Source organism: Shimia sediminis (genome assembly GCF_003990645.1).
In the GTDB taxonomy this organism is placed as follows: Bacteria; Pseudomonadota; Alphaproteobacteria; order Rhodobacterales; family Rhodobacteraceae; genus Shimia; species Shimia sediminis.
Genome location: NZ_RYZK01000013.1, coordinates 55,598 through 74,759, shown reverse-complemented (window position 1 = coordinate 74,759; position 19,162 = coordinate 55,598). Strand labels below are relative to the sequence as shown.

Below are 19,162 nucleotides of genomic sequence, written 5' to 3'. Positions count from 1 at the left end.
GGTGCGGCGGATGACCGAACCCCCACATAGACCCGACCCGCGGATACACACCGACCTCGCCCATCTGCGCAGCCTTTCGCGGGCCGCTCGGGCCTTGTCTTTCCTGCCGCGACAACCGGCCCGGTCGGCGCTGAATGGGCGCCATGCCTCGCGATTGCGCGGGCGGGGCCTGAACTTTGAAGAACTTCGGAATTACCAGATCGGGGATGATCCGCGCACCATCGACTGGAAGGTGACCGCCCGCACAGGCGAACCCTACGTCCGCGTCTATACCGAAGAACGTGACCGCCCGGCGCTGTTGCTGGTGGATCAGCGCATCAACATGTTTTTTGGCACCAAGCGCAACATGAAGTCCGTCACCGCCGCCGAAGCAGCAGCGCTGGCTGCGTTCCGGCTTCGCGCGCAAGGGGACCGGGTTGGTGGCATCATCTTTTCCGACAGTGCCGTCGCCGAATTGCGACCCAAAGCGTCGGGCTTGGCTCTCAATCGGCTGATCTCAACGCTGGCCCAGGCCAACTGTGCCCTTCACGCTGGCCTGGAAGTTGCCGAGTCGATGCCTTTCAACCGCCCCTTGGAGGTGGCCTCGCGCATTGCCACAACGGGCAATATGATCCTGATTTTTTCCGACTTTGCCGAGGTGGATGATCGCACCGAAAAGCTGGTGCGCCGCATGGCTCAACATAACGATGTGATCCTCTTTCCGGTCACCGACCACGATGGCCCGCCTGTGCTCGGAGGCAAACGGTTGGTGGCGTCCGACGGCAGTCTTCAGGCCGATCTGGACATGAGTGACGGGGTGATTTCAGCCCGGATCGAAGAGTTCATTGACGCACGCCTTGCCCGTGCGATTGGCTGGACCCGCAAATACGGCATTCCCGTGCTGCCTCTGACGTCTTCACGAGAAACCTTGCCGCAACTCCAGGAATTGCTTGGCCTGTCAGGGAGGCGGCGGCGATGACTGACCTGCCTCAGACCGAGGGGCTGAACCTCGTCGAGATGCTCGACCTGCTCGAACCAATCCCTGAACCGCCACCGATCTCGATGATCCCTGCGACGAAAGGGTGGATCTGGCTGACGCTCCTGATCCTGCTTGCGTTTGCATGGGCGCTTCGCAGCTACCTGCGCCATCGCCAGGCCAATGCCTATCGGCGTGCGGCTCTGGCCGAGCTGGACAAGGCCCGGGGTGACCCCGCCCGCATTGCTGCGATCCTGCGGCGCACCGCTTTGGTAGCCTTTGCGCGTCGCGACGTCGCCCCCTTGGTTGGGCAGGACTGGCTGCGCTTCCTGAATGAAACCTGCCCGGGCGCTGCCTTTACGGGTGAAGTTGGGGTGGCTCTGACCGAAGCGCCCTATCGCGACAACGGCAGCTCCAGCCCAGACCTTGTGCACCAGTGCCGCCTCTGGATTCGCAAACACAGGCCGAGGAGCAAGGCATGACCTACGCGTTTGCCTTTCCTTGGGCCTTTCTGCTTGTGCCTCTGCCTTGGCTGGTCTGGCGGTTTACACCTCCGCGCCGAGAGAAAAGCACTGCCATCCGAATCCCGTTTTTTCGCGAGGTGACCGAGGCCGCCGGTCTGGAACCGCAGGCCGGGGCCGTGGTGCTGGAACGGCGGCGCATCCAGATGAGTGTTGCTATTCTCTGTTGGCTGCTTCTGGTGATCGGATTGGCACGGCCCGAGCAACTGGGCAGACTCACCACCATTGAAAAAGCGGCCCGCGACATGGTGCTGGCGGTGGACATCTCGGGCTCGATGGACGCCCACGACATGCAGGACCCTCAGGGCAATCCACAGCAGCGCCTGCAGATGGTCAAGGATGTGGTGGGCGAATTCATCGAAGAGCGCGAGGGAGACCGCGTGGCGTTGATCGTCTTTGGCACCCGCGCATTTGTTCAAACACCATTTACCGAAGACCTCGCTTCGGTGCGCGAGTTGCTTGACGCCACCAGTGTTGGCATGGCCGGTCCGGATACGGCAATCGGCGATGCCATTGGCCTTGCCATCCGTACCTTTGAAACCTCTGAGGTTGACCAACGCTTGCTGGTGTTGCTCTCGGACGGCGCGGATACTTCGAGCCTTATGTCTCCTGTCAATGCTGCCGAGATTGCCGCACAAGAAGGGGTTGCAATCTACACCGTCGGTGTGGGGGATCCCAAGGGCCGCGGCGATGACCGGGTTGATCTGCAGGCTCTGGAAGACATTGCCAATCGCGCGCGCGGGGCCTTTTACTATGCGACTGACGGCGAAGGGTTGACCGCGATCTACGACGAAATCGAACGCCTCAACCCGCGTGTCACCGAAACCGTCAGCTTCCAGCCCAAACGCCCCCTTTCGTGGATCGCCTTTGCCACGGCCATGGTGCTGGGCGGGCTGACTCTGGGATGGCTCCAAATGGCCCCCCGCCAGAGGAGGGGCACCTGATGGACGCCTTTCTCGACGCACTGGCCGCTTTGCATCTGTTGCGCCCATTCTTGCTCTTGGCCCTCGTGCCGATTGCGCTCCTGTGGTGGCTGGTGCGTCGGCGCACGACCGCAGCGGATCCCGCTCCTGATGGTATTGCTCCGCATTTGGCCAAGGCGCTTACTGTGGGCAATCAGGCCAGGCGTCGGCTCTATCCGGTGGACGGCGTTGCACTGTTCCTTGCGCTCATGGTGATTGCCGCCTCCGGACCGACCTGGAGTCGCGTGCTAAACCCGCTTTTGTCACAGACAGCGCCAATGGTGGTCGCACTCGAGGTCAGCCGCTCGATGGAGGCGCCAGATCTGCAGCCCAGCCGATTGGACCGCGCCAAATTCAAGATCCTTGACCTTGTTGAGCGGCGCGCAGGCGCACGTACCGCACTGATTGCTTACGGTGGCTCGGCGCACCGGGTGGCACCCTTGACCGAGGATCCCAACATCCTGCGGGCCATGCTGAACGCGCTGACCCCCCAGGTCATGCCGTCCGAGGGAGGCAACGCGACCGCCGCGCTGAAACTTGCCCGGACAGAGCTGGCCAAATCGACAACACCGGGCGCGATCCTTTTGGTTCTGGATGAGCTCGACGTGGCAGACGCGCCCGCTTTCGAGGATCTCGGCGATGTCCCGGTGATGGCGTTGGTGGCTGCCCCCATAGGCGCGCCGCGTGGGGCATTGGACGGGCTGCCCGGGGTCACAGTTGTGCAACTGAGCGTCGATGACACGGATTTGCGTACTATCGACCGCGCCGCGGCCTCGGCCTATCGGGCGGCGGTTTTGGGTGACGAGCGATTGGACTGGGATGACCGTGGCTGGCTTGTCGGATGGTTGGCCATGCCGCTTTTGTTGATGTGGTTTCGGCGTGGCTGGACCATGCGCTGGGCGTTGCTTCTGGTCGTGGCAACCAGCGCCTTTGTCCCGAGTGGTGCCCGCGCGGATGTGATCGATTGGTTCTTCACCCCGGACCAACAGGGCATGTTGGCCTATCGAGACAAGGACTATTTCAAAGCCGCCGCTCTGTTCCAAAACCCGGATTGGCGCGGTTACACGCTGTTCAAATCCGGACAATATCCCGAGGCATCAGACCTCTACGCCCGCATCGATACCGCCGAAGCCGCCTTTGCCGAGGCCATGGCCCGCACACGCAATCGAGAATACCGCCCTGCAATTGCCGCCTATGAACGTGCGCTGGATCTGCGCCCCGATTATCCCGAAGCGATCTGGAACCTGGAGGTCACCAAAGCCATTCTCGACTATGTCGAAACGGCGCGGGAAGAAAGCGACACGGGCGAAGAAACCGGGATTGGCGCGGATGACGTTGTTTTCGACAACGAAGCCAACCGTGGCGCGGACACCGACACTGATTTTCAAGAGCAGGAAGACGTGCCGACAATGCAGACGACCGAGCAATGGATGCGGTCGGTGGACACGGACATGGGAGATTTCCTGCGCCAACGTTTTCTTCAGGAGAACTCAGCTGGAGGCGAACAATGATCCGCCTGCTTGCGATTTGTCTGACGTTGTTGATTGGTGCCCCGTGTCTCGCGCAAACCCGGTCCGTGGTCGTCAAATCCGAACTCTCGGCCGAGTCGACCATGGTTGGCCAGCCGCTGATCCTGCGCGTGACCGTGCTGGTGCCCACATGGATGCCCGAGCCGCCACAATTCCCCTCGTTTGAATTGCCAAACGTGATCGTGCGCCTGCCGTCACGCGCGTCCTCCCCGGTGAGCGAACGCATCGACGGCGAAACCTGGTCCGGCGTCAGCCGTGCGTACCGGTTGTATCCGATGATAGCAGGCGACTTCGCACTGCCACCGCAAACCGTTGGCATCGTCTATGCCGCCCCCGACACCCGCGAACCTGTCCCGGTCGAGGAAACCCTTGATCCCGTGACGTTCAGCGCGGTAGTGCCCAAAGGCGCCGAGGGGCTTGATCCGCTGATCCTCGCCGAGGCCTTCTCATTGGCGCAGAGCTTTGAGGGCGGGGAGGAAAAACTGGGGCAGGGCGATACTGTCTCACGCGTGGTCACCGCAAAGATCAGCGGCACCTCGGCGCTGTTCATCCCTCCGTTGATCCCACCACTCGCAGACAATGTTGCGCGCGCTTATCCCAAGGATCCGATGGTCACTGAAAGTGAGGATCGGGGTCTGCTGTCCGGCAGTCGGCAGGAAACCGTCAGCTACGTCGCGCAGTATGGTGGGAATCTGGAACTGCCGGAAATTTCCCTCGATTGGTTCAACACCAAAACCGGCAAGGTCGAAACCGCGACGCTTGAAGGGGTGTCTCTTGAGGTGAACGCGCCGGCCCAACCTCGTGAATTGCTTCTGAACCACCGGCAGACCATAGTTTTAGCAGGAGCCGTGTTGCTGCTGGGATTGGCGCTGACACTGCTCATTCGCTATGTGCTGCCGTTCGTGCGGCAAGCCCGTGTGGCTCGGCGCGCGGCGTGGTTGGCGAGCGAGGCGTATGCAGCCAAGCAAGTGACCGCCGCCATCCGGCGCCAGGAACTCCCAGCCGTCTATCAGGCGTTGGCCGTCTGGTCGCCTCGGTGTCCGGGACAGTTGGGGGCCGAACTGCAATCCGCGCTGGCACAGGTTGGGGCAGTTACATACGGGCTCCCTTCCGAAGGGGGGGGCAGGTGGTCTGACGTGGCGCAAAGTTTCAAGGTTGACCGAACCCGGAGATTGCGGCGCTCAACGGCGTCGGATTTGCCCTCGCTGAACGGGTTGTGACGTGAGTTGAGAGGCACTTTCAATCTGAGCTAAAGATCGCCTTGGCAGTTGGGCACCAACCCGACTGTGGCCATGACATTCACCATTTTTTGCTGTGCTCTTCTAGCTGAAATGCCAAGAAGCCCGTCAAGTTTCAGGCGTATGCACTTTTGCAATCTATTAACCGGTACGCCGCCTGGCTCGGCGCTTGCCGGGGGTCTTGGATGTGCTCAGCAAACTGATCTGAAGCGATCAACAACCGTGTCGAGAACCTCGGTCGGTTCGCGCTGCCACCAGTTTTGCGAGGAAAAGATCTCGACCTCGCACAGTCCCCGATACCCGGCGGCTTCAACTGCAGAGCGGATACCTTTGAGATCGGCCACACCATCTCCCATCATCCCGCGATCCAGAAGCATGTCAGATGTGTCCGCCAGCCAGTCACACAAATGATAACCCAAAATGCGTTGCCCGGCCTTGGCCAGGGCGTCGGGCAAAGTGGTGTCCCACCAAACGTGATATACATCAACGGCCACGCCTAAATTGGGGGCCCCGACCATGTCGCACACACGAAGCGCATCGGCCACGGTCATAACGCAGGTGCGATTGCCGCCATAGACCGGATTGAGCGGTTCAAGCGCGAGGTTCACACCGCGCTCAGCGGCATAAGGCGCGGCCAGGGCAATGCGATCAGCGAGAATTTTCTGGCTTTCTATCAGGGGTTTCAACCTGGGTTCGGGGCCGCCAGTCACGATCGTGAGGACCGAAGCCCCCAGGCCCGCCGCCATGTCGATGGAGGCAAAGAAGTCGTCCATGATCGCGTCATGCCCGCCGGGAACCAGAGGGCCCGTCAAAAAGGGCGTCCGACACAGGCCGACGACCTGCATTCCTGCGGCGCGCACCCTGTCGCCGATCTCTTGCGCACGGGTGCCGACCTCGCGGCGCCAGAAAACAATGCCGCCGTAACCGCGTTCTGCGCAGGCGTCGATCACCTGTTCCGGGCTCCAGCCAGCACCGTGACCCTCGAGATTGTGGCCCAGCGTGGCAGTGTTCAAAGCCAATGCAGAGTGATCGTTGGAAAAATCACGCACGATGTCAGGCCCCATAGAGTTTCAGCAAGTGCCCCATGCGCTCAATCGCCATATCTGGGTCACGTAGCAGGCCACAGTCATCAGCCATTTTGAAACAGTCGACAAAATAGGGCAGCGATCGCGTGGATTGGGCGCCGTTCAACATGACGAAGTGGTCTTGAAACCCGTTCAGCCAGGCCAGGAAAACGATACCGGTTTTGTAGTACTGTGTCGGCGCGCGAAAGATGTGGCGCGCCAGGGGCACAGTGGGATCCAGCGTGGCGCGAAAGGCGGTGTTGTCGCCTTCGCTGAGCTTGCTGACAGCGTAGGCTGCGGCTGGCGCGAGCGGGTCAAAGATTCCCAACAGCGCGTGGCTGAAACCCTGCTCATCCCCTTCGATCAACTCGGGATAGTTAAAGTCGTCGCCGGTGTACATTTTTACGCCGTCGGGCAGGCGGCGACGCATGGTGATCTCTTTTTCGGTTTCGAGCAGCGAAACTTTAATGCCATCGACCTTGCCGGCATTCGCCTCGATGATGGCGAGGGTCGTTTCCAGTGCGCGTTCAAATCCGGACGCCCCCCAATATCCGGCCAGTTGAGGGTCAAACATTTCGCCCAGCCAGTGCAGGATCACCGGTTCGTCGCAGGCGGCCAGAACGTCGGTATAGACCGAAATGTAGTCCTCGGGGCCCTTGGCGACCTTGGCCAGTGCGCGTGAGGCCATCAAAATCAGGCGGCCCCCCACTTTTTGGATCGCCTCGACCTGTTCCAAATAAGCGCGTCGCACGTCGTCGAGGGTGTTGACGGCGGCGAGATCAAGGTGATCGGTGCCGCAGCCATTGGCGACCAGCGCGTCAGGCAACTCTTGCTTTGTGCGTCGGATCAACTCCAACGCGCCTGCCCAATCCAGTCCCATGCCGCGTTGGGCGGTGTCCATGGCCTCGGCGATACCGACACCCATTCCTGCGAGATAGTGACGAAACTCCATGGTTTTGGCCCAGTCCACGTTGGCGGGGCCGGTAGGGTCGTTGTCGCCAAAAGGATTGGCCACCACATGGGCCGCTGAATAGACCACACGGGCAGAGTTCGGGGTCAGTTTTGCGGGCTGAATCGGGGTGCCGCGCAGGGAATAGTGGGAAACGGACCCGGTCGCATCGGGCAGCAGGATTTTCATTGTTATGTCCTCAGAAACGCGGAACCAGCATTCCGGCATCTGCCGAGATGGCCTGTCCCGTTGTGTAGGGAAGTTTGCCGCTGGCAAGCGACGCGATGATGCGCCCCATATCTTCGGGCTGACCAACACGCGGGAAAAGCGTCAGGCCATCCCGAGCCTTTTGCGCGTACATATCAATCACCGGCGCCGTCATGTCGGTGGCAATCAGACCGGGTTGAACGTCGTAGACCGCGATGTTTTCAGGCCCTAGACGAACGGCGAGTGTCTTTGAGATCATCGCGGCAGCAGCCTTGGAGGCGCAGTACTCGGAGCGCGGGGTCGCCACGGCCACGGCATTGGATGAGGTGACGTTGACGATGGAATGGAACAGGTCAGAGGGACGGGCGCGGGCCAGCAGCCGCTTGGCAAAAGCCTGCGAGAGGAAGAACATCGCCTTGGTGTTCACCGCGATACAGCGGTCAAAGCTTTCTTCGCCGACATCGAGCATGTCGCCCCGTTGCAGAACGCCCACTCCTGCATTGTTGACCAAGGTGGTCAGCGGGCCGATGGCCTCTTCGATCGCTTGAAGGTGTGTGTCATGATTGGTGATGTCGGTGACGTCAAACGCTGCTGCGGTCACGGGCACACCCTGGGCGCGTATGGTTTCAACAGCGTCGCGCAGTTCCTGATCGTCTTTGGGACCATTGACCGCCACGGCGAAACCTTCCTGGGCTAACGCAACAGCGGCCCCAAGTCCGATGCCGCGCGATGACCCGGTAATGAGCACTGCCTGTCGCGTCATGCGGTGGCTCCTTTCGCAATCAGTTCGCGGGCGATGATCATGCGCTGGATCTGGTTTGTGCCCTCGTAGATTTGGGTGATCTTGGCATCGCGGTAGAGGCGTTCGACCTCAAAGCCGCGGATATAGCCCGATCCGCCAAAGACCTGCACGGCGTCGGCCGAGCGTTGCACGGCCATATCTCCGGCAAAGCACTTGGCCATCGAGCAGGCCTTGGTGGCGTCCTGTCCGGTGTCAATTTTGTGGGCGGCGGAATGCACCAGAAGGCGCGCGGCCTCAACATCCTTGGCGATGTCGGCCAGCAACCACTGCACGCCCTGAAACTCGGAGATCGGTTTCTTGAACTGTTTGCGTTGCTGGGCATAGTCGGTGGCCGCTTCCAGCCCCGCCTGACCGATGCCAACCGCGAGAGCGCCAATACCGACCCGGCCCTTGTCCAGCACGCTCATCATCATGTGAAACCCACGACCTTCGTCGCCAAGCAGGGCGTCAGCGGGCAGGCGAACATCATCAAAGGAAAGTGGGCCGACCTGGCTGGCGCGCTGGCCCATCTTGATTTCCTTCGGGCCGCGGGTCACGCCGTTGGCGTGCAGGTCAACGATGAAAATCGACATGCCCCGATGCCCGGCGTCCGGGTCGGTGCGGGCAAGGACAAAACCGACGTCCGCAACCGGTGCATTGTGGATCCAGATCTTGCCACCGTTCAGAACCCAACCATCGCCGTCGCGGGCCGCCGTGGTGCGAATGCCAGAGACGTCAGTGCCGGCCTCGGGCTCCGTGATGCAATAGGCAACCCGGGTTTTCGCGGCCAGAACGTCGGCCAGCCAGCGGGACCGTTGCCCATCTGTGCCGTGGCGGACCAGCAGGGTCGAGATCAACTCGACGAGACCGCATTGATCCGCGATCGAAGCATATCCGCGCGACAGTTCTTCCATCACGATCGCATAGGTCACGGTGTCAAATCCGGGGCCTCCCAATTCTTCGGGGACCCCGATGCCAAACAGGCCCAGTTCGGCCATTTGGTCGTAGATTTCCGATGGAAACCGCGAGTCGCGGTCCAGGTCTTCGGCCGCTGGGCGAATGACGTCAGTCGCGAATTGTCGGGTCATATCCCGCACTTGAGTGTGCATTTCCGTAAGGTACATCATCTCACCTTGTAACTATCTGGTTACTTTATTAGGCGAGTCAGGAGACCGAGGTCAAGACAATTGTGGCAGAGCTAATGTGCTTGCAATGAGAGGTGTACTGGAATATATAACCATTCAGTTACTTGAGGAGGATGTAATGAACCCAAATGCTAAGGTGAAGTTTGGACGCGTTGATCTGGATGTTACGGCGTTCGGGTTTGGCACCGCCCCGATTGGAAACATCTTCCGTGAAATCGATGAAGAAACCTCCGATGCCATGATCCAGCATTCCTGGGATGCAGGTGTGCGCTATTTTGATACGGCTCCGATGTACGGGCATGGGTTGTCCGAATTGCGTACGGGCCAAGGGTTGCGCTGGAAGAACCGGGATGACTTTGTGCTCTCGTCCAAGGTCGGCCGTATTCTGAAGCCTGCGCGCCGTCAGGACATCAACTTTGAGCCCTGGACCAACGCCGCGCCCTTTACCATGCATTTCGACTATTCTTACGACGGGGTGATGCAGGCGTTCGAAGACAGTCTGCAGCGACTCGCCCTGGAGCGTATGGATATCTGTTTCATTCACGACATCGATGTCTTTACCCGTGGTGACGAACAGCCCGAGGTGTTCGAACAGGCCATGGATGGCGCGTGGAAGGCGCTTTCGTCACTGAAAGATCAAGGGTTGGTCAAAGCCATCGGCGTTGGCGTCAACGAGTGGGAAGTGTGCCACGCGGCCCTGGAGCGGCGCGATTTTGATTGTTTCCTTTTGGCAGGTCGCTACACCCTGTTGGAACAGGACGCGCTGAACAAGTTTCTGCCGCTCTGTGAAGAGCGGGGTGCCGCCGTTGTTGTGGGGGGTGGCTTTAACTCTGGCATTCTGGCGACGGGATCAAAAGAAGGGGCCAAGTACAACTATGCCCCGGCCCCGAAAGACATTCTGGACAAAGTGCGTCGCATCGAGGCGGTTTGTGCCGACTACGGCGTACCGCTCCCTGCGGCGGCGCTCCAGTTCGTGGTTGCTCACCCGGCGGTTCCGACCTTTATGGCGGGCACCCGTACAGTGGAGCAGCTGGAGCAGAACCTGAAGTGGTTCAGCCACGAGATCCCGACAGCATTCTGGGCAGACCTGAAGGCAAAAGGGCTACTGCGGGAAGATGCCCCGGTTCCGGCGTGACCCTGGCACCTGGCCGTTACCGGTTTGACGACGTGACTGACGGCGACCGGGTTGATCTCGGCCTGGTCGAGGTCACTCCTCTGCTGATTGACCGTTTTGCTGAACTCACCGGCGATCGGTTTGAAATCCACATGGATGATGCCGCCGCACAGGCGCACGGGTTCGAGCGCCGGATTGCGCATGGGTTACTGGTTCTGTCGTTGATTGACGGGTTGAAAAACCAGGCGGACGCCCAGTTTGAAGCCCTGGCCTCTCTGGGCTGGGACTGGAGGTTCACGGCGCCTGTTCTGGCCGGGGACACGATCAAGGCAGATCTGGTCGTCCTAGAGAAACGCGAGACGACCAAACCTGACAGAGGCATTTTGGACCTGCAGTTTGACGCCAGAAATCAAAAGGGCGACCTGGTTCAGCAGGGCACGAATAAGCTGTTGGTCTATCGGTAGTCCATAAATCCGCCCCTCTCAAACGCGATTGTCTGGAAGAGGCAAGATCGCTCATCGAGTCCAAAATATGGGCCTAAAGCGTTCTGGGCATTCTTGCCGAATCCTCTGAATGACCGATCCTGAGAGCCATCGAAATAGGGAGGCCAACATGGCAAGTATTCTGATCATATATGATAGTGAAAGTGACCGTCGTTTTACCGAGAGCTCGGTGAAATACGTGCAACAGGGCGTCGAACGAGTGAGCGGAATGGAGGTGCGTGTTCGGCACGTTGATGACGCCAAGACCGAGGACGTATTCTGGGCTGATGGCATTGCCATTGGCTGCCCGACCCATTTGGGCGGTATTTCGTGGAAAATGAAAAAGTGGTGGGATGAACGGACACCCGACATCTGGTTCAAGACCGACGGCAAGTTCGCCGTGCCTTTCACCTCAGCCGGAAGCCTGGGCGGCGGTGGAGAGCTGACCTGCATGTCACTCAGCATCATGATGATGAACATGGGGTATTTCGTGTTCGGGATCACCGACTATGTCGCCAAGAAGGAAAGCCTGCATTATGGCGCGGTCTTTGCCGGGGAACCCCGGTCAGAGGCAGCTATTGAGGCCTGTTGCCGCGCCGGGCAACGCCTGGCGGAATGGGTCGGTTATTACATGGAAGGCCGCAAGGATTTGCATCCGCTCGAGGCCAAATATCAACGATTCTGGGAGCTTGCGGACTGATGGCCAAGGCACGACTACTTGTAGAGCTGAATGTGAAACCCGACGAGGCAGACGCATTTGCAGAGATGTTCAAGGCAGAGTTCATGTCCCGGTCGCGCAGCGAACAAGGCTGCGAACAGTATGAACTTTGGCGGGACGCTGATGCCCCCAACAGGATGACGATCATCGAGGTCTGGACAAGCCTGGCTGATCTCGAAACCCATCTTGGGCAAGACTGGTTTGGCGAGTGGGCGCCCCGGATGGAAGCGGCCCAGGCTACACCTTTGGTGGTCCGGAAGCTCGTTTCAGCGGAAGAGTAACCAATCTTTCCTGCCCGGGCTGACCGTCGGGCAGGGTCAACTCGATCCGGCGTAATTGCCGCGCAGGAGAGGCACATCACGGCACTGTCCAACATAGACCGCATCTTGGATGTCCTGAGGATCATCGGGGCGCAGCCAGCCCGACTGACTGCGTCCGAGATCATCCAGCAGGCTCGCATGGGGCGTTCCACTGGATTTGCCTTGCTAAAGGCACTGGGCGAACGGGGCTATGTCACGAAGCAAGGTGATGGGTGCTACCGGCTTGGCGAGACGGTGCGCAACATGGCGTTCTCTTCTACCGAAGCGGCACCACAGCAGGTGAGTTTTGGGCTGGGCAGCAAACAGGCCGGGCAGGCGCTGGCGGATATGGAACTCTCGGCGGAATTGTTTGAACTTGCCGATCCGACACCGGCGCGCTCCCTAGGTCCGTGGCGTCTTGGTTTTGCCAATGCGTCGTCGTCAAACCCCTGGCGCAAGGCCCTGTTGAACAGCGCCGAACATGCGGTTCGGGTTCTGGACCGTCAGATTTGCGGCTTTCAAAGCCGCGATGCGGGGGATGATCCTTTGACACAGGCCAGCCAGATTGACGCCTTTGTCCAAGAGAATGTGGACGCGATCCTGCTGAGTGCGACGCCGGATCCCGACAATGTTCTGGCAGGCAGCCTGATGCGATGCCAGGAACAGGGTATCCCCGTCATTGCCGTTGACCGTCGCCCCAATGATCGTTCCGGATACGCAGTTTTTGTCACCGCTTCGGACGAGTTGATCGGAAAGTTCAGCGCCATTTGGTTGGCAGAGACATTGCAAGGGCAGGGGAGGGTCTGGTTGCAGCCCGGATTGGATCAGGCCAGCCCTGCGCGGCGCAGGTTGACGGCCGCAAAGATGGTTTTTGCACGCTTTCCGGGTCTCAACATCGAAGGCGAGCGGTTTTCAGGGTGGACAGAAGACGGCGGTTTTCAGGCGACACAGGACTTGATGCTGCAACATGGGCAGGCCCCTGACGGGGTGTGGTGTGACAGCGGGTTACAGGGCGTCGGTTCAATCCGCGCGTTTCAAGCGCTGTCAGAGCGTATCCCGCCCCACACGGGCGGAGACATCAACGGCATGTTTCGCACGGCGCTAAAGCTCAAGGTTCCGTTTTGCGCCTTTGATTATCCCGCGGCGATGGGGGCTCGGGCCGTGGAAGTTGCCGTCGAGGTTCTGAAGGGCGCCACTCTGCCCCGTCGGGTGGAAGTGCCGGTGCCGGCCATTTTGCCACGGGGCACGGAAACGCGCAGCATCAAGGCGGACATTCTGGCGGAACACTACGTGCGATGGGATCTGCCGGACGATACCGTGCTGTCACAAGGCCTGTCGCTTCGGGGAAGGCCAGCACGATAATGGGGCAAAACGGGCAAACATATCACAAGGCCATCGACCGGATGGAAGCGCTGTTGAACATCGCGCGCGCGCTTTCGGCTGATACTCCGTATCAGTTGGTCAAAGCCTCTGGCATTCCGCCATCCACCGCCTATCGCCAGACCGCGGCGATGGAGGACAGCCGCATGTTGGCCCGGGACATGCAAGGGCGCTTTATGCTTGGTCCAGAGTGCCTGGCACTGTGTTTTTCTGCCTGGGGGTTTCCGGATCCGGGGTTCATCATGGGACCTCTTTTGCGGTTTGCGCGCATTCAGACCCGTCAGACGGCCTTTGTCGGGTTCTTGCGGCAAAACACTTTGCAGCTGGGGCCATATTCAATCGGCCGAGGCAAAAGATTTGCACACCCTGCGGCAGCGGGGCGCTACGCTCTGCAGACAAGGTTCAAGGGCCAGACAGCAGGACGTTACATGGCGCGCGCCGCTGACAGCGCATCGGTGCCGGTCCTGTTGTGTCCGGTTGTGCAGAACAACAAAGCCTTTTTGACACTGGGCGTTTTCAGGCAGTCCAGCCCGGTTGCTGAGCAGGACAAGATTACGGATGTCCTCAGAGACGCGGCCCAAAGGCTGCGCACAAGTGTCAACTTTCAAAAGGAACACGAGGCCCGGTAACGGCGTAATTCGGTGCCGGTTCTCTTCATAAGACGCCCGATGACTTGTGTGAGATTGGCGCTTGGAGGTGCCCCGGGCACGTCAGATCGCAGAACGTCAAACAACCCATTTTCATGATTGGAGGATGATCTCATGAAAAGCATTGAAGTCCGTAACATAGCGTTCCCGGTGGCTCGCGATCTTGTCGATGGCGCGCTGGCCCATGCTCAGTCCAAGGTCTGGTCGGTTGCGGTGGCCGTCGTTGATTCGCATGGATTTCTTGTGGCGTTTGGCCGGGGGGATGGCGTTTCGCCCGTGATCGGAGAATTTGCGACGGATAAAGCCCACACCGCAGCCATGTTGCGCAAGTCTACTGCCGAGTTTGGCGAGCGCATGGCGACCAGCCCGACCTTGAGCCTCGGGGTAGGGACGCGGTCGCGTCTTTTGACCTGGGGAGGAGGGCTGCCGATCTTTGAGAACGGTGTCTTGATCGGCGGGCTGGGCGTGTCCGGTGCGCAGGATTTCGAGGACATTGCCTGTGCCGAATTTGCCTTGGCAAAGTCGGGACTTTTGACCCATTGAAACTGGCGAAACCCTAGCTTCGAACCAGCCTGAGGATCGTTTCCACATTAAAGGCCAGACGATCCTCAAGCGCTTCTTTTTCCATCAGGTTACGCTCGAACAGAAACGAGCCTGTATAGCGGTTCGTCAGGTAATAGTACCCGATTGCAGCGATGGTGATATTGAGCTGTGCGGCGTCTATCCCCTTGCGAAACTCACCGCTGTCTTCGCCGCGTTTCAGAATGTTCTCGACCATGCCAACCAGCCCGCGCATAGCATTGGGAAGGCTTGGTAAGGTCTTGATATGTTTGGCGCGATGCAGGTTTTCACTGTTCACCAAGGTGATAAACTCGGGGTTCTTGAGATAGTAATTCCAAGTGAAACGCACCAGGGATTCCAAGGCCTCGGATGGGGGCAATGCGTCCAGGTCGAGTTTTTTCTCGGCGCTCCGAATCCCCAGATAAGCCTCTTCAAGAACAATGCGGAACAGGTCTTCTTTGCCACCGAAATAGTGGTAGATCATGCGCTTGTTGGCCTGGGCCCGATCGGCGATTTCGTCCACGCGCGCACCCCCGAGACCATGCTTGGCAAACTCACGTTTTGCAGCCTGGAGAATTCTGGCCTTGGTCGCTTCGGCGTCGCGCTTTTTTGCTTTCTTTTCTTCAGCCAATGGTCCCGTCCCCTTGTCGTGTCGGTGTCTTGGAAAAGTTCCGGTTGGTGGGCCGAAATGGATTTCCTGGCGGTGTGTCGAACGGAAACACGCGCTTCCGACGACAGGTTTGAAACTGTTTGTACTTCATTCTTAGCGCTTGACATAGTGTTTCGTAAAGAAGTAACTGGTTAGTGCATTAAGTGCTGAAGAAGCGACGGCGAGCCTGGGTGGATGTTGAATTACCTTGGTTCCGATGTCGTAAGTGAATGCTGAAAGGGAGGACCGCATGTCATTCATCAAGAAGTACATCGAGCAGGAGACGATCAATCGTCGAAATTTCCTGTTGGCCGGTGCCTATGGGCTCGGAGGAGTTGCCGCCACAAGTATGTTCGGTCCGGGCATGGCCCGCGCGGCTTTGACCGATCCGGCTGTTGCCTGGTCGTATCGCAACCGCACCAACCCCTACTGGAACGAAATCGTTTCCGGTGGCGAGGCCTTTGTTGAGAGCCTCGGCAAGTCCAAGGATTTCCTGACCCACCTGATCAATGAGGGGTCATCCGAAAAGTCGCTGGCAGATGTCAAAGCGATCCTGGCCAAAACCAACGGCAACCTCGCCCTGGCGATTGACACCAACGATGCGCCCAATGCGCGCCCGGTGGTGGAAGCGGTGGCCGCAGCCGGTGGTTTTGTCTCGACCCTTTGGAACAAGACCGACGACCTGCATCCGTGGGACTTTGGCGACAACTATGTCAGCCACATGAGCTGGTCGGACGAAGGTCCCGCCGAGCAAACCGCGCGCATCCTGCTGGAGGCCATGGGCGGCAAAGGCGGTGTTGTACATCTGGGTGGCATTGCCTCGAACAACCCGGCGATTGAACGCTTGAACGGTCTGAAGAACGCTCTGAAGGATTATCCGGATGTCGAACTGCTGGCGGCAGAGCCTGCAGACTGGGATACGCAAAAGGCCAATCAGGTGATGAGCGCCTTCCTGACCCGGTACGGTGACGAAATCACGGGTGTGCACTGCGCCAATGACACCATTGCCTACGGTGTTCTTGAGGCCCTGCGCGCTGAAGGTATCGATGACATGCCGATCGTGTCTTACGACGGTAACCCGCAGGCGGTGGAACTCGTGGCCCAGGGCAAGATCCTGGCGACCGTGTTCACCAACCCGCACTGGGGTGGCGGCATTACCGCGGCGCTGGCCTATCACGCTGCAATCGGCACGTTCAAACCATCGGACGAACCACATGAGCACCGTGAGTTCTATGGCCCGACTGTGTTCATCACGCCGGAAGATGCGAAAGAGTTCAAAGCCAACTTTATCGAAAGTGTTCCGACCTACGACTGGACCGACTTCTGGGGTCCGTCGAACGGTCAGATCATGTACAAGTAAGCCTCTTGGCTTGGTGGGCCGCTCAGCAGCGGCCCACTTGACCGAAGTTCGGTTTGCGCCCTGAATGCAGGGCATGTTTTCGCATAATACCTGAGGAGGAGCGCGTGGGCACTGTGTTGACCCGGGAGCTGCTTGTGAAGTGGGCGCCCCTAATTGTCCTGATCGTCCTGATATTGTTTTTCGCCGCGATGGAGCCGCGTTTCTTCTCGATGCGCAACTTTGCCCGGATCGGGATATCATCCGCGCCTGCCCTCATGGTGGCGATTGGCGTGACATTCATCATCATCATGGGATCGATCGACCTGTCCATGGAGGGCACGGTTTCCGTCTGTGCGGTGATCTTCGCCTTTGCCTTCATCGCGTGGGGGGGCACATTGGCCTCAGTGGCGTGGCTTGCGCTTCCCTTGGCGTTGGTTGTGGGGGGCATTGTCGGCCTGATTAACGGGCTGGTTCATGTGAAACTAAAGATTCCGTCTTTCATGGCCTCTCTGGCCATGGGATTTGTAGGTACGGGCTTTGCCCTGCTTTTGACCGGTGGGGATCGCATCCGGGTTGAGGACGAATTGTTCCGGGGGTTGCTGACCACCCGTTGGTTCGGTTTCCCCATCATGTGTTATGTCGCCGTTGCCTTTCTTTTGATCGCTTGGTTCATCCAGACACGCACCACGCTGGGCCGCAACTTTTACGCGGTTGGCGGTGGCGAGGATCTGGCGCATGCCTCGGGTCTGAACGTCAACCGCGTGCGCGTCATGGGGTTTGCCCTGGCTGGCGTGTTCTACGCCGTCGGCGCGCTACTCGCTGTGGGGCGGATCGGCATCGCCGAGACGGCGACGGGATCGAATTTCATGTTTGTGTCGATCACCTCGGTTGTGGTCGGGGGCACGGCCCTTTGGGGCGGAATCGGTGGCGTGTGGAACACGCTGATCGGGGTGCTGATCGTGAACGTCATCAACAACGGCATGGTGGTGATCGGACTGCCCGGGTACGTACAGGATGGCGTGCTGGGTGCGCTCGTGATCGCTGCGGTGGTCCTGTCGACCGACCGCAAATCCGTGACCTTTGTGAAATAGGGGGCCGGGATGTACGAGCTACGCAAAGTCGACAAGAAATTTCCCGGCGTGCACGCGCTGAAGGCCATCGATTTCAAGATCGGGCGCGGCGAGATCGTCGGCCTCGTCGGCGAAAACGGTGCAGGAAAATCCACTCTGATGAAGGTGATCTACGGCGCCTATCAACCGGATGGCGGTGACATCACCATCGACGGCACCAAGGTGCGTTTCCAGAACCCGCGGCAGGCCATGGATCATGGCATCGGCATGGTGTTTCAGGAACAATCCCTGATCACCAACCTGACGGTGATGGAGAACATCTTTCTGGGCTTCGAGCAGCAGTTCGTGAGCTTTGGGGTCATCAACTGGAAGGCCATGTCCGCAGCCGCCAAGGCGCAATTGGCCAAGGTGAAGCTGGACATCGACCCGGCCACCATCACGTCGTCGCTGTCCTTTGCGCAGCGGCAGTTGGTGGAACTGGCCAAGGTGCTGACGCTGGAAGAGCGGGTTGATGGCGATCTTGTGATCCTTTTGGACGAACCAACGTCGGTTCTGGCGCGTGAAGAGGTCGAGCTGTTGTTCTCGCTGGTGCGGGACCTGACCAGCCGGGCCTCGTTCATTTTTGTCAGCCACCGCATGGATGAGGTGCTGGAGCTGAGCGACCGCATCTACGTGATGAAAGACGGCGAAGTCGTCGACGTGGTGGGCCATGACGAAGCGGATGTAGACAGCATCCAGCACAAGATGGTGGGACGCGACGTCGACAAGGAATACTACCGCGAACAAAAGCAAAAACCTTACCAGGCTGACGCGCCACCGCTGGTGTCGTTCGAAAATGTCTCGGCGGGCACCAGGTATCAGAACATCTCGTTTGACCTGCACCCTGGCGAGGTTTTGTGCCTGGTCGGCACCGAAGGCTCCGGCCGCGAGGCGATCCTGCGGACGATCTTTGGTCTGGAAGCCCCCTCGGAGGGCAAGGTGAGCCTCAAGGGCCGCGTGATGTCCAGGTTCACCGCGCAAAACGCCGTGTCTTTGGGCGTTGGGTATACCCCTCGGGAACGCAAGGTCGAAGGCATTGTTGGGGGTATGAACGTCTATGAAAACATGACGCTCAGCCAGATGAGGAACTATGCCAACCGGGGCGGCGTTTTGCGCATTAGTGCCGAAAAGGATCTGGCCCGCGAATGGATTGACCGGCTCGCGATCAAGACACCGGACGTCTACAAGGATTGCGGCGGCCTGTCCGGCGGCAACCAGCAAAAGGTGGTTCTGGCCAAGTGGCGCTCTGGCGGGTCGGATATCATCCTGCTTGACCACCCGACACGTGGCTTGGACATCGGCGCCAAGGAAGACGTCTATGACATGGTGCGCGAGATGTCGGATGACGGCGTCGGAATTGTCCTCGTTGCCGACACGCTGGAAGAGGCCATCGGCCTGTCACACACCATCATCGTTCTCAAGGACGGCATAGCCCAGAAGCAGTTCGCCTGCGAACCGGGCAACAAGCCGAGCTTGTTTGACCTTGTCCACCACATGATCTGAGGCTGAGTTT

20 protein-coding genes are annotated in these 19,162 nt (G+C 59.4%); 15 read left to right on the top strand and 5 right to left on the bottom strand.

The annotated features are described in order from the left end of the window. Positions 1-10 precede the first annotated feature (10 nt). From EK369_RS19500 to EK369_RS19480, 5 genes are read left to right on the top strand one after another with little or no spacing between them, the layout of a single operon-like run. The gene (locus EK369_RS19500; RefSeq protein WP_127115948.1) at positions 11-958 is read left to right on the top strand and encodes a DUF58 domain-containing protein; all 948 of its coding nucleotides are present in this window, start codon (positions 11-13) and stop codon (positions 956-958) included. Further along, positions 955-1,437 (top strand): DUF4381 domain-containing protein, encoded by a 483-nt coding sequence (locus tag EK369_RS19495; RefSeq protein ID WP_127115947.1) that lies wholly within the window; start codon positions 955-957, stop codon positions 1,435-1,437. The genes EK369_RS19500 and EK369_RS19495 overlap by 4 nt, the downstream gene beginning before the upstream one ends. Next, positions 1,434-2,420 carry a vWA domain-containing protein gene (locus tag EK369_RS19490; protein ID WP_127115946.1) on the top strand — a complete coding sequence of 329 codons (987 nt, stop codon included), beginning with the start codon at positions 1,434-1,436 and terminating at the stop codon, positions 2,418-2,420. The genes EK369_RS19495 and EK369_RS19490 overlap by 4 nt, the downstream gene beginning before the upstream one ends. Then, positions 2,420-3,949 (top strand): VWA domain-containing protein, encoded by a 1,530-nt coding sequence (locus EK369_RS19485; protein WP_127115945.1) that lies wholly within the window; start codon positions 2,420-2,422, stop codon positions 3,947-3,949. The genes EK369_RS19490 and EK369_RS19485 overlap by 1 nt, the downstream gene beginning before the upstream one ends. Continuing rightward, positions 3,946-5,187, top strand: coding sequence for a BatD family protein (locus EK369_RS19480; protein WP_164727055.1), 1,242 nt, complete (start codon positions 3,946-3,948; stop codon positions 5,185-5,187). The genes EK369_RS19485 and EK369_RS19480 overlap by 4 nt, the downstream gene beginning before the upstream one ends. 209 nt (positions 5,188-5,396) lie before the next feature. Here EK369_RS19480 and EK369_RS19475 read toward each other — a convergent pair whose 3' ends face one another. Genes EK369_RS19475 through EK369_RS19460 form a run of 4 tightly spaced genes read right to left on the bottom strand, consistent with a single transcriptional unit; the run spans position 5,397 to position 9,315 of the window. Beyond that, complete coding sequence (locus tag EK369_RS19475) at positions 5,397-6,269, bottom strand: sugar phosphate isomerase/epimerase family protein (RefSeq protein ID WP_235871491.1); 873 nt, start codon at positions 6,267-6,269, stop codon at positions 5,397-5,399. Continuing rightward, entirely contained in the window at positions 6,259-7,407 is a 1,149-nt protein-coding gene (locus EK369_RS19470) for a dihydrodipicolinate synthase family protein (protein WP_127115943.1), read from the bottom strand. Before EK369_RS19470 ends, EK369_RS19475 begins: the two co-directional genes overlap by 11 nt. 10 nt (positions 7,408-7,417) lie before the next feature. Further along, a complete protein-coding gene (locus EK369_RS19465; protein WP_127115942.1) occupies positions 7,418-8,188 on the bottom strand; it encodes a 3-ketoacyl-ACP reductase in 771 nt (256 codons plus the stop codon). Further along, complete coding sequence (locus tag EK369_RS19460) at positions 8,185-9,315, bottom strand: acyl-CoA dehydrogenase family protein (RefSeq protein WP_268920624.1); 1,131 nt, start codon at positions 9,313-9,315, stop codon at positions 8,185-8,187. Before EK369_RS19460 ends, EK369_RS19465 begins: the two co-directional genes overlap by 4 nt. 154 nt (positions 9,316-9,469) lie before the next feature. Here EK369_RS19460 and EK369_RS19455 point away from each other — a divergent pair, with 154 nt between their 5' ends. The 7 genes from EK369_RS19455 to EK369_RS19425 all read left to right on the top strand — a co-directional run bounded on the left by EK369_RS19455 (position 9,470) and on the right by EK369_RS19425 (position 14,534). Beyond that, a complete protein-coding gene (locus tag EK369_RS19455) occupies positions 9,470-10,486 on the top strand; it encodes an aldo/keto reductase (RefSeq protein WP_127115940.1) in 1,017 nt (338 codons plus the stop codon). A 32-nt stretch (positions 10,487-10,518) separates the two neighbouring features. Continuing rightward, a complete protein-coding gene (locus EK369_RS19450) occupies positions 10,519-10,929 on the top strand; it encodes a MaoC family dehydratase (RefSeq protein ID WP_235871489.1) in 411 nt (136 codons plus the stop codon). Between the two features lie 148 nt (positions 10,930-11,077). Further along, positions 11,078-11,647, top strand: coding sequence for a flavodoxin family protein (locus tag EK369_RS19445; RefSeq protein WP_127115938.1), 570 nt, complete (start codon positions 11,078-11,080; stop codon positions 11,645-11,647). Then, positions 11,647-11,946, top strand: a complete 300-nt coding sequence (locus tag EK369_RS19440; RefSeq protein WP_164727054.1) for a putative quinol monooxygenase — start codon at positions 11,647-11,649, stop codon at positions 11,944-11,946. Before EK369_RS19445 ends, EK369_RS19440 begins: the two co-directional genes overlap by 1 nt. 105 nt (positions 11,947-12,051) lie before the next feature. Beyond that, positions 12,052-13,326: a substrate-binding domain-containing protein gene (locus EK369_RS19435; protein WP_164727053.1), complete on the top strand. Its 1,275-nt coding sequence runs from the start codon at positions 12,052-12,054 to the stop codon at positions 13,324-13,326. Continuing rightward, a complete protein-coding gene (locus EK369_RS19430) occupies positions 13,326-13,973 on the top strand; it encodes an IclR family transcriptional regulator (protein ID WP_127115935.1) in 648 nt (215 codons plus the stop codon). Before EK369_RS19435 ends, EK369_RS19430 begins: the two co-directional genes overlap by 1 nt. A 132-nt stretch (positions 13,974-14,105) precedes the next feature. Beyond that, the gene (locus EK369_RS19425) at positions 14,106-14,534 is read left to right on the top strand and encodes a GlcG/HbpS family heme-binding protein (protein WP_127115934.1); all 429 of its coding nucleotides are present in this window, start codon (positions 14,106-14,108) and stop codon (positions 14,532-14,534) included. A 13-nt stretch (positions 14,535-14,547) separates the two neighbouring features. On the opposite strand, the gene EK369_RS19420 is transcribed toward EK369_RS19425, so the two are convergent. Continuing rightward, entirely contained in the window at positions 14,548-15,183 is a 636-nt protein-coding gene (locus EK369_RS19420) for a TetR/AcrR family transcriptional regulator (RefSeq protein WP_127115933.1), read from the bottom strand. A 268-nt stretch (positions 15,184-15,451) separates the two neighbouring features. Here EK369_RS19420 and EK369_RS19415 point away from each other — a divergent pair, with 268 nt between their 5' ends. The 3 genes from EK369_RS19415 to EK369_RS19405 all read left to right on the top strand — a co-directional run bounded on the left by EK369_RS19415 (position 15,452) and on the right by EK369_RS19405 (position 19,152). Further along, on the top strand, positions 15,452-16,561 hold the full coding sequence (locus tag EK369_RS19415) for a sugar ABC transporter substrate-binding protein (RefSeq protein ID WP_127115932.1): 1,110 nt from the start codon (positions 15,452-15,454) through the stop codon (positions 16,559-16,561). Positions 16,562-16,695: 134 nt separating this feature from the next. Next, on the top strand, positions 16,696-17,631 hold the full coding sequence (locus EK369_RS19410; protein WP_235871488.1) for an ABC transporter permease: 936 nt from the start codon (positions 16,696-16,698) through the stop codon (positions 17,629-17,631). A 9-nt stretch (positions 17,632-17,640) separates the two neighbouring features. Next, entirely contained in the window at positions 17,641-19,152 is a 1,512-nt protein-coding gene (locus tag EK369_RS19405) for a sugar ABC transporter ATP-binding protein (protein ID WP_127115930.1), read from the top strand. Positions 19,153-19,162: the final 10 nt, after the last annotated feature.

Excerpts from the sequence above, each read along its gene's own strand:
- EK369_RS19490 (WP_127115946.1), top strand. The coding sequence starts at position 1,434 with ATGACCTACGCGTTTGCCTTTCCTTGGGCCTTTCTGCTTGTGCCTCTG.
- EK369_RS19430 (WP_127115935.1), top strand. The coding sequence starts at position 13,326 with ATGGGGCAAAACGGGCAAACATATCACAAGGCCATCGACCGGATGGAA.
- EK369_RS19485 (WP_127115945.1), top strand. The coding sequence starts at position 2,420 with ATGGACGCCTTTCTCGACGCACTGGCCGCTTTGCATCTGTTGCGCCCA.
- EK369_RS19500 (WP_127115948.1), top strand. The coding sequence starts at position 11 with ATGACCGAACCCCCACATAGACCCGACCCGCGGATACACACCGACCTC.
- EK369_RS19415 (WP_127115932.1), top strand. The coding sequence starts at position 15,452 with ATGTCATTCATCAAGAAGTACATCGAGCAGGAGACGATCAATCGTCGA.
- EK369_RS19440 (WP_164727054.1), top strand. The coding sequence starts at position 11,647 with ATGGCCAAGGCACGACTACTTGTAGAGCTGAATGTGAAACCCGACGAG.
- EK369_RS19495 (WP_127115947.1), top strand. The coding sequence starts at position 955 with ATGACTGACCTGCCTCAGACCGAGGGGCTGAACCTCGTCGAGATGCTC.
- EK369_RS19425 (WP_127115934.1), top strand. The coding sequence starts at position 14,106 with ATGAAAAGCATTGAAGTCCGTAACATAGCGTTCCCGGTGGCTCGCGAT.
- EK369_RS19445 (WP_127115938.1), top strand. The coding sequence starts at position 11,078 with ATGGCAAGTATTCTGATCATATATGATAGTGAAAGTGACCGTCGTTTT.
- EK369_RS19465 (WP_127115942.1), bottom strand. The coding sequence starts at position 8,188 with ATGACGCGACAGGCAGTGCTCATTACCGGGTCATCGCGCGGCATCGGA.
- EK369_RS19405 (WP_127115930.1), top strand. The coding sequence starts at position 17,641 with ATGTACGAGCTACGCAAAGTCGACAAGAAATTTCCCGGCGTGCACGCG.
- EK369_RS19470 (WP_127115943.1), bottom strand. The coding sequence starts at position 7,407 with ATGAAAATCCTGCTGCCCGATGCGACCGGGTCCGTTTCCCACTATTCC.
- EK369_RS19460 (WP_268920624.1), bottom strand. The coding sequence starts at position 9,315 with ATGCACACTCAAGTGCGGGATATGACCCGACAATTCGCGACTGACGTC.
- EK369_RS19475 (WP_235871491.1), bottom strand. The coding sequence starts at position 6,269 with ATGGGGCCTGACATCGTGCGTGATTTTTCCAACGATCACTCTGCATTG.
- EK369_RS19480 (WP_164727055.1), top strand. The coding sequence starts at position 3,946 with ATGATCCGCCTGCTTGCGATTTGTCTGACGTTGTTGATTGGTGCCCCG.
- EK369_RS19455 (WP_127115940.1), top strand. The coding sequence starts at position 9,470 with ATGAACCCAAATGCTAAGGTGAAGTTTGGACGCGTTGATCTGGATGTT.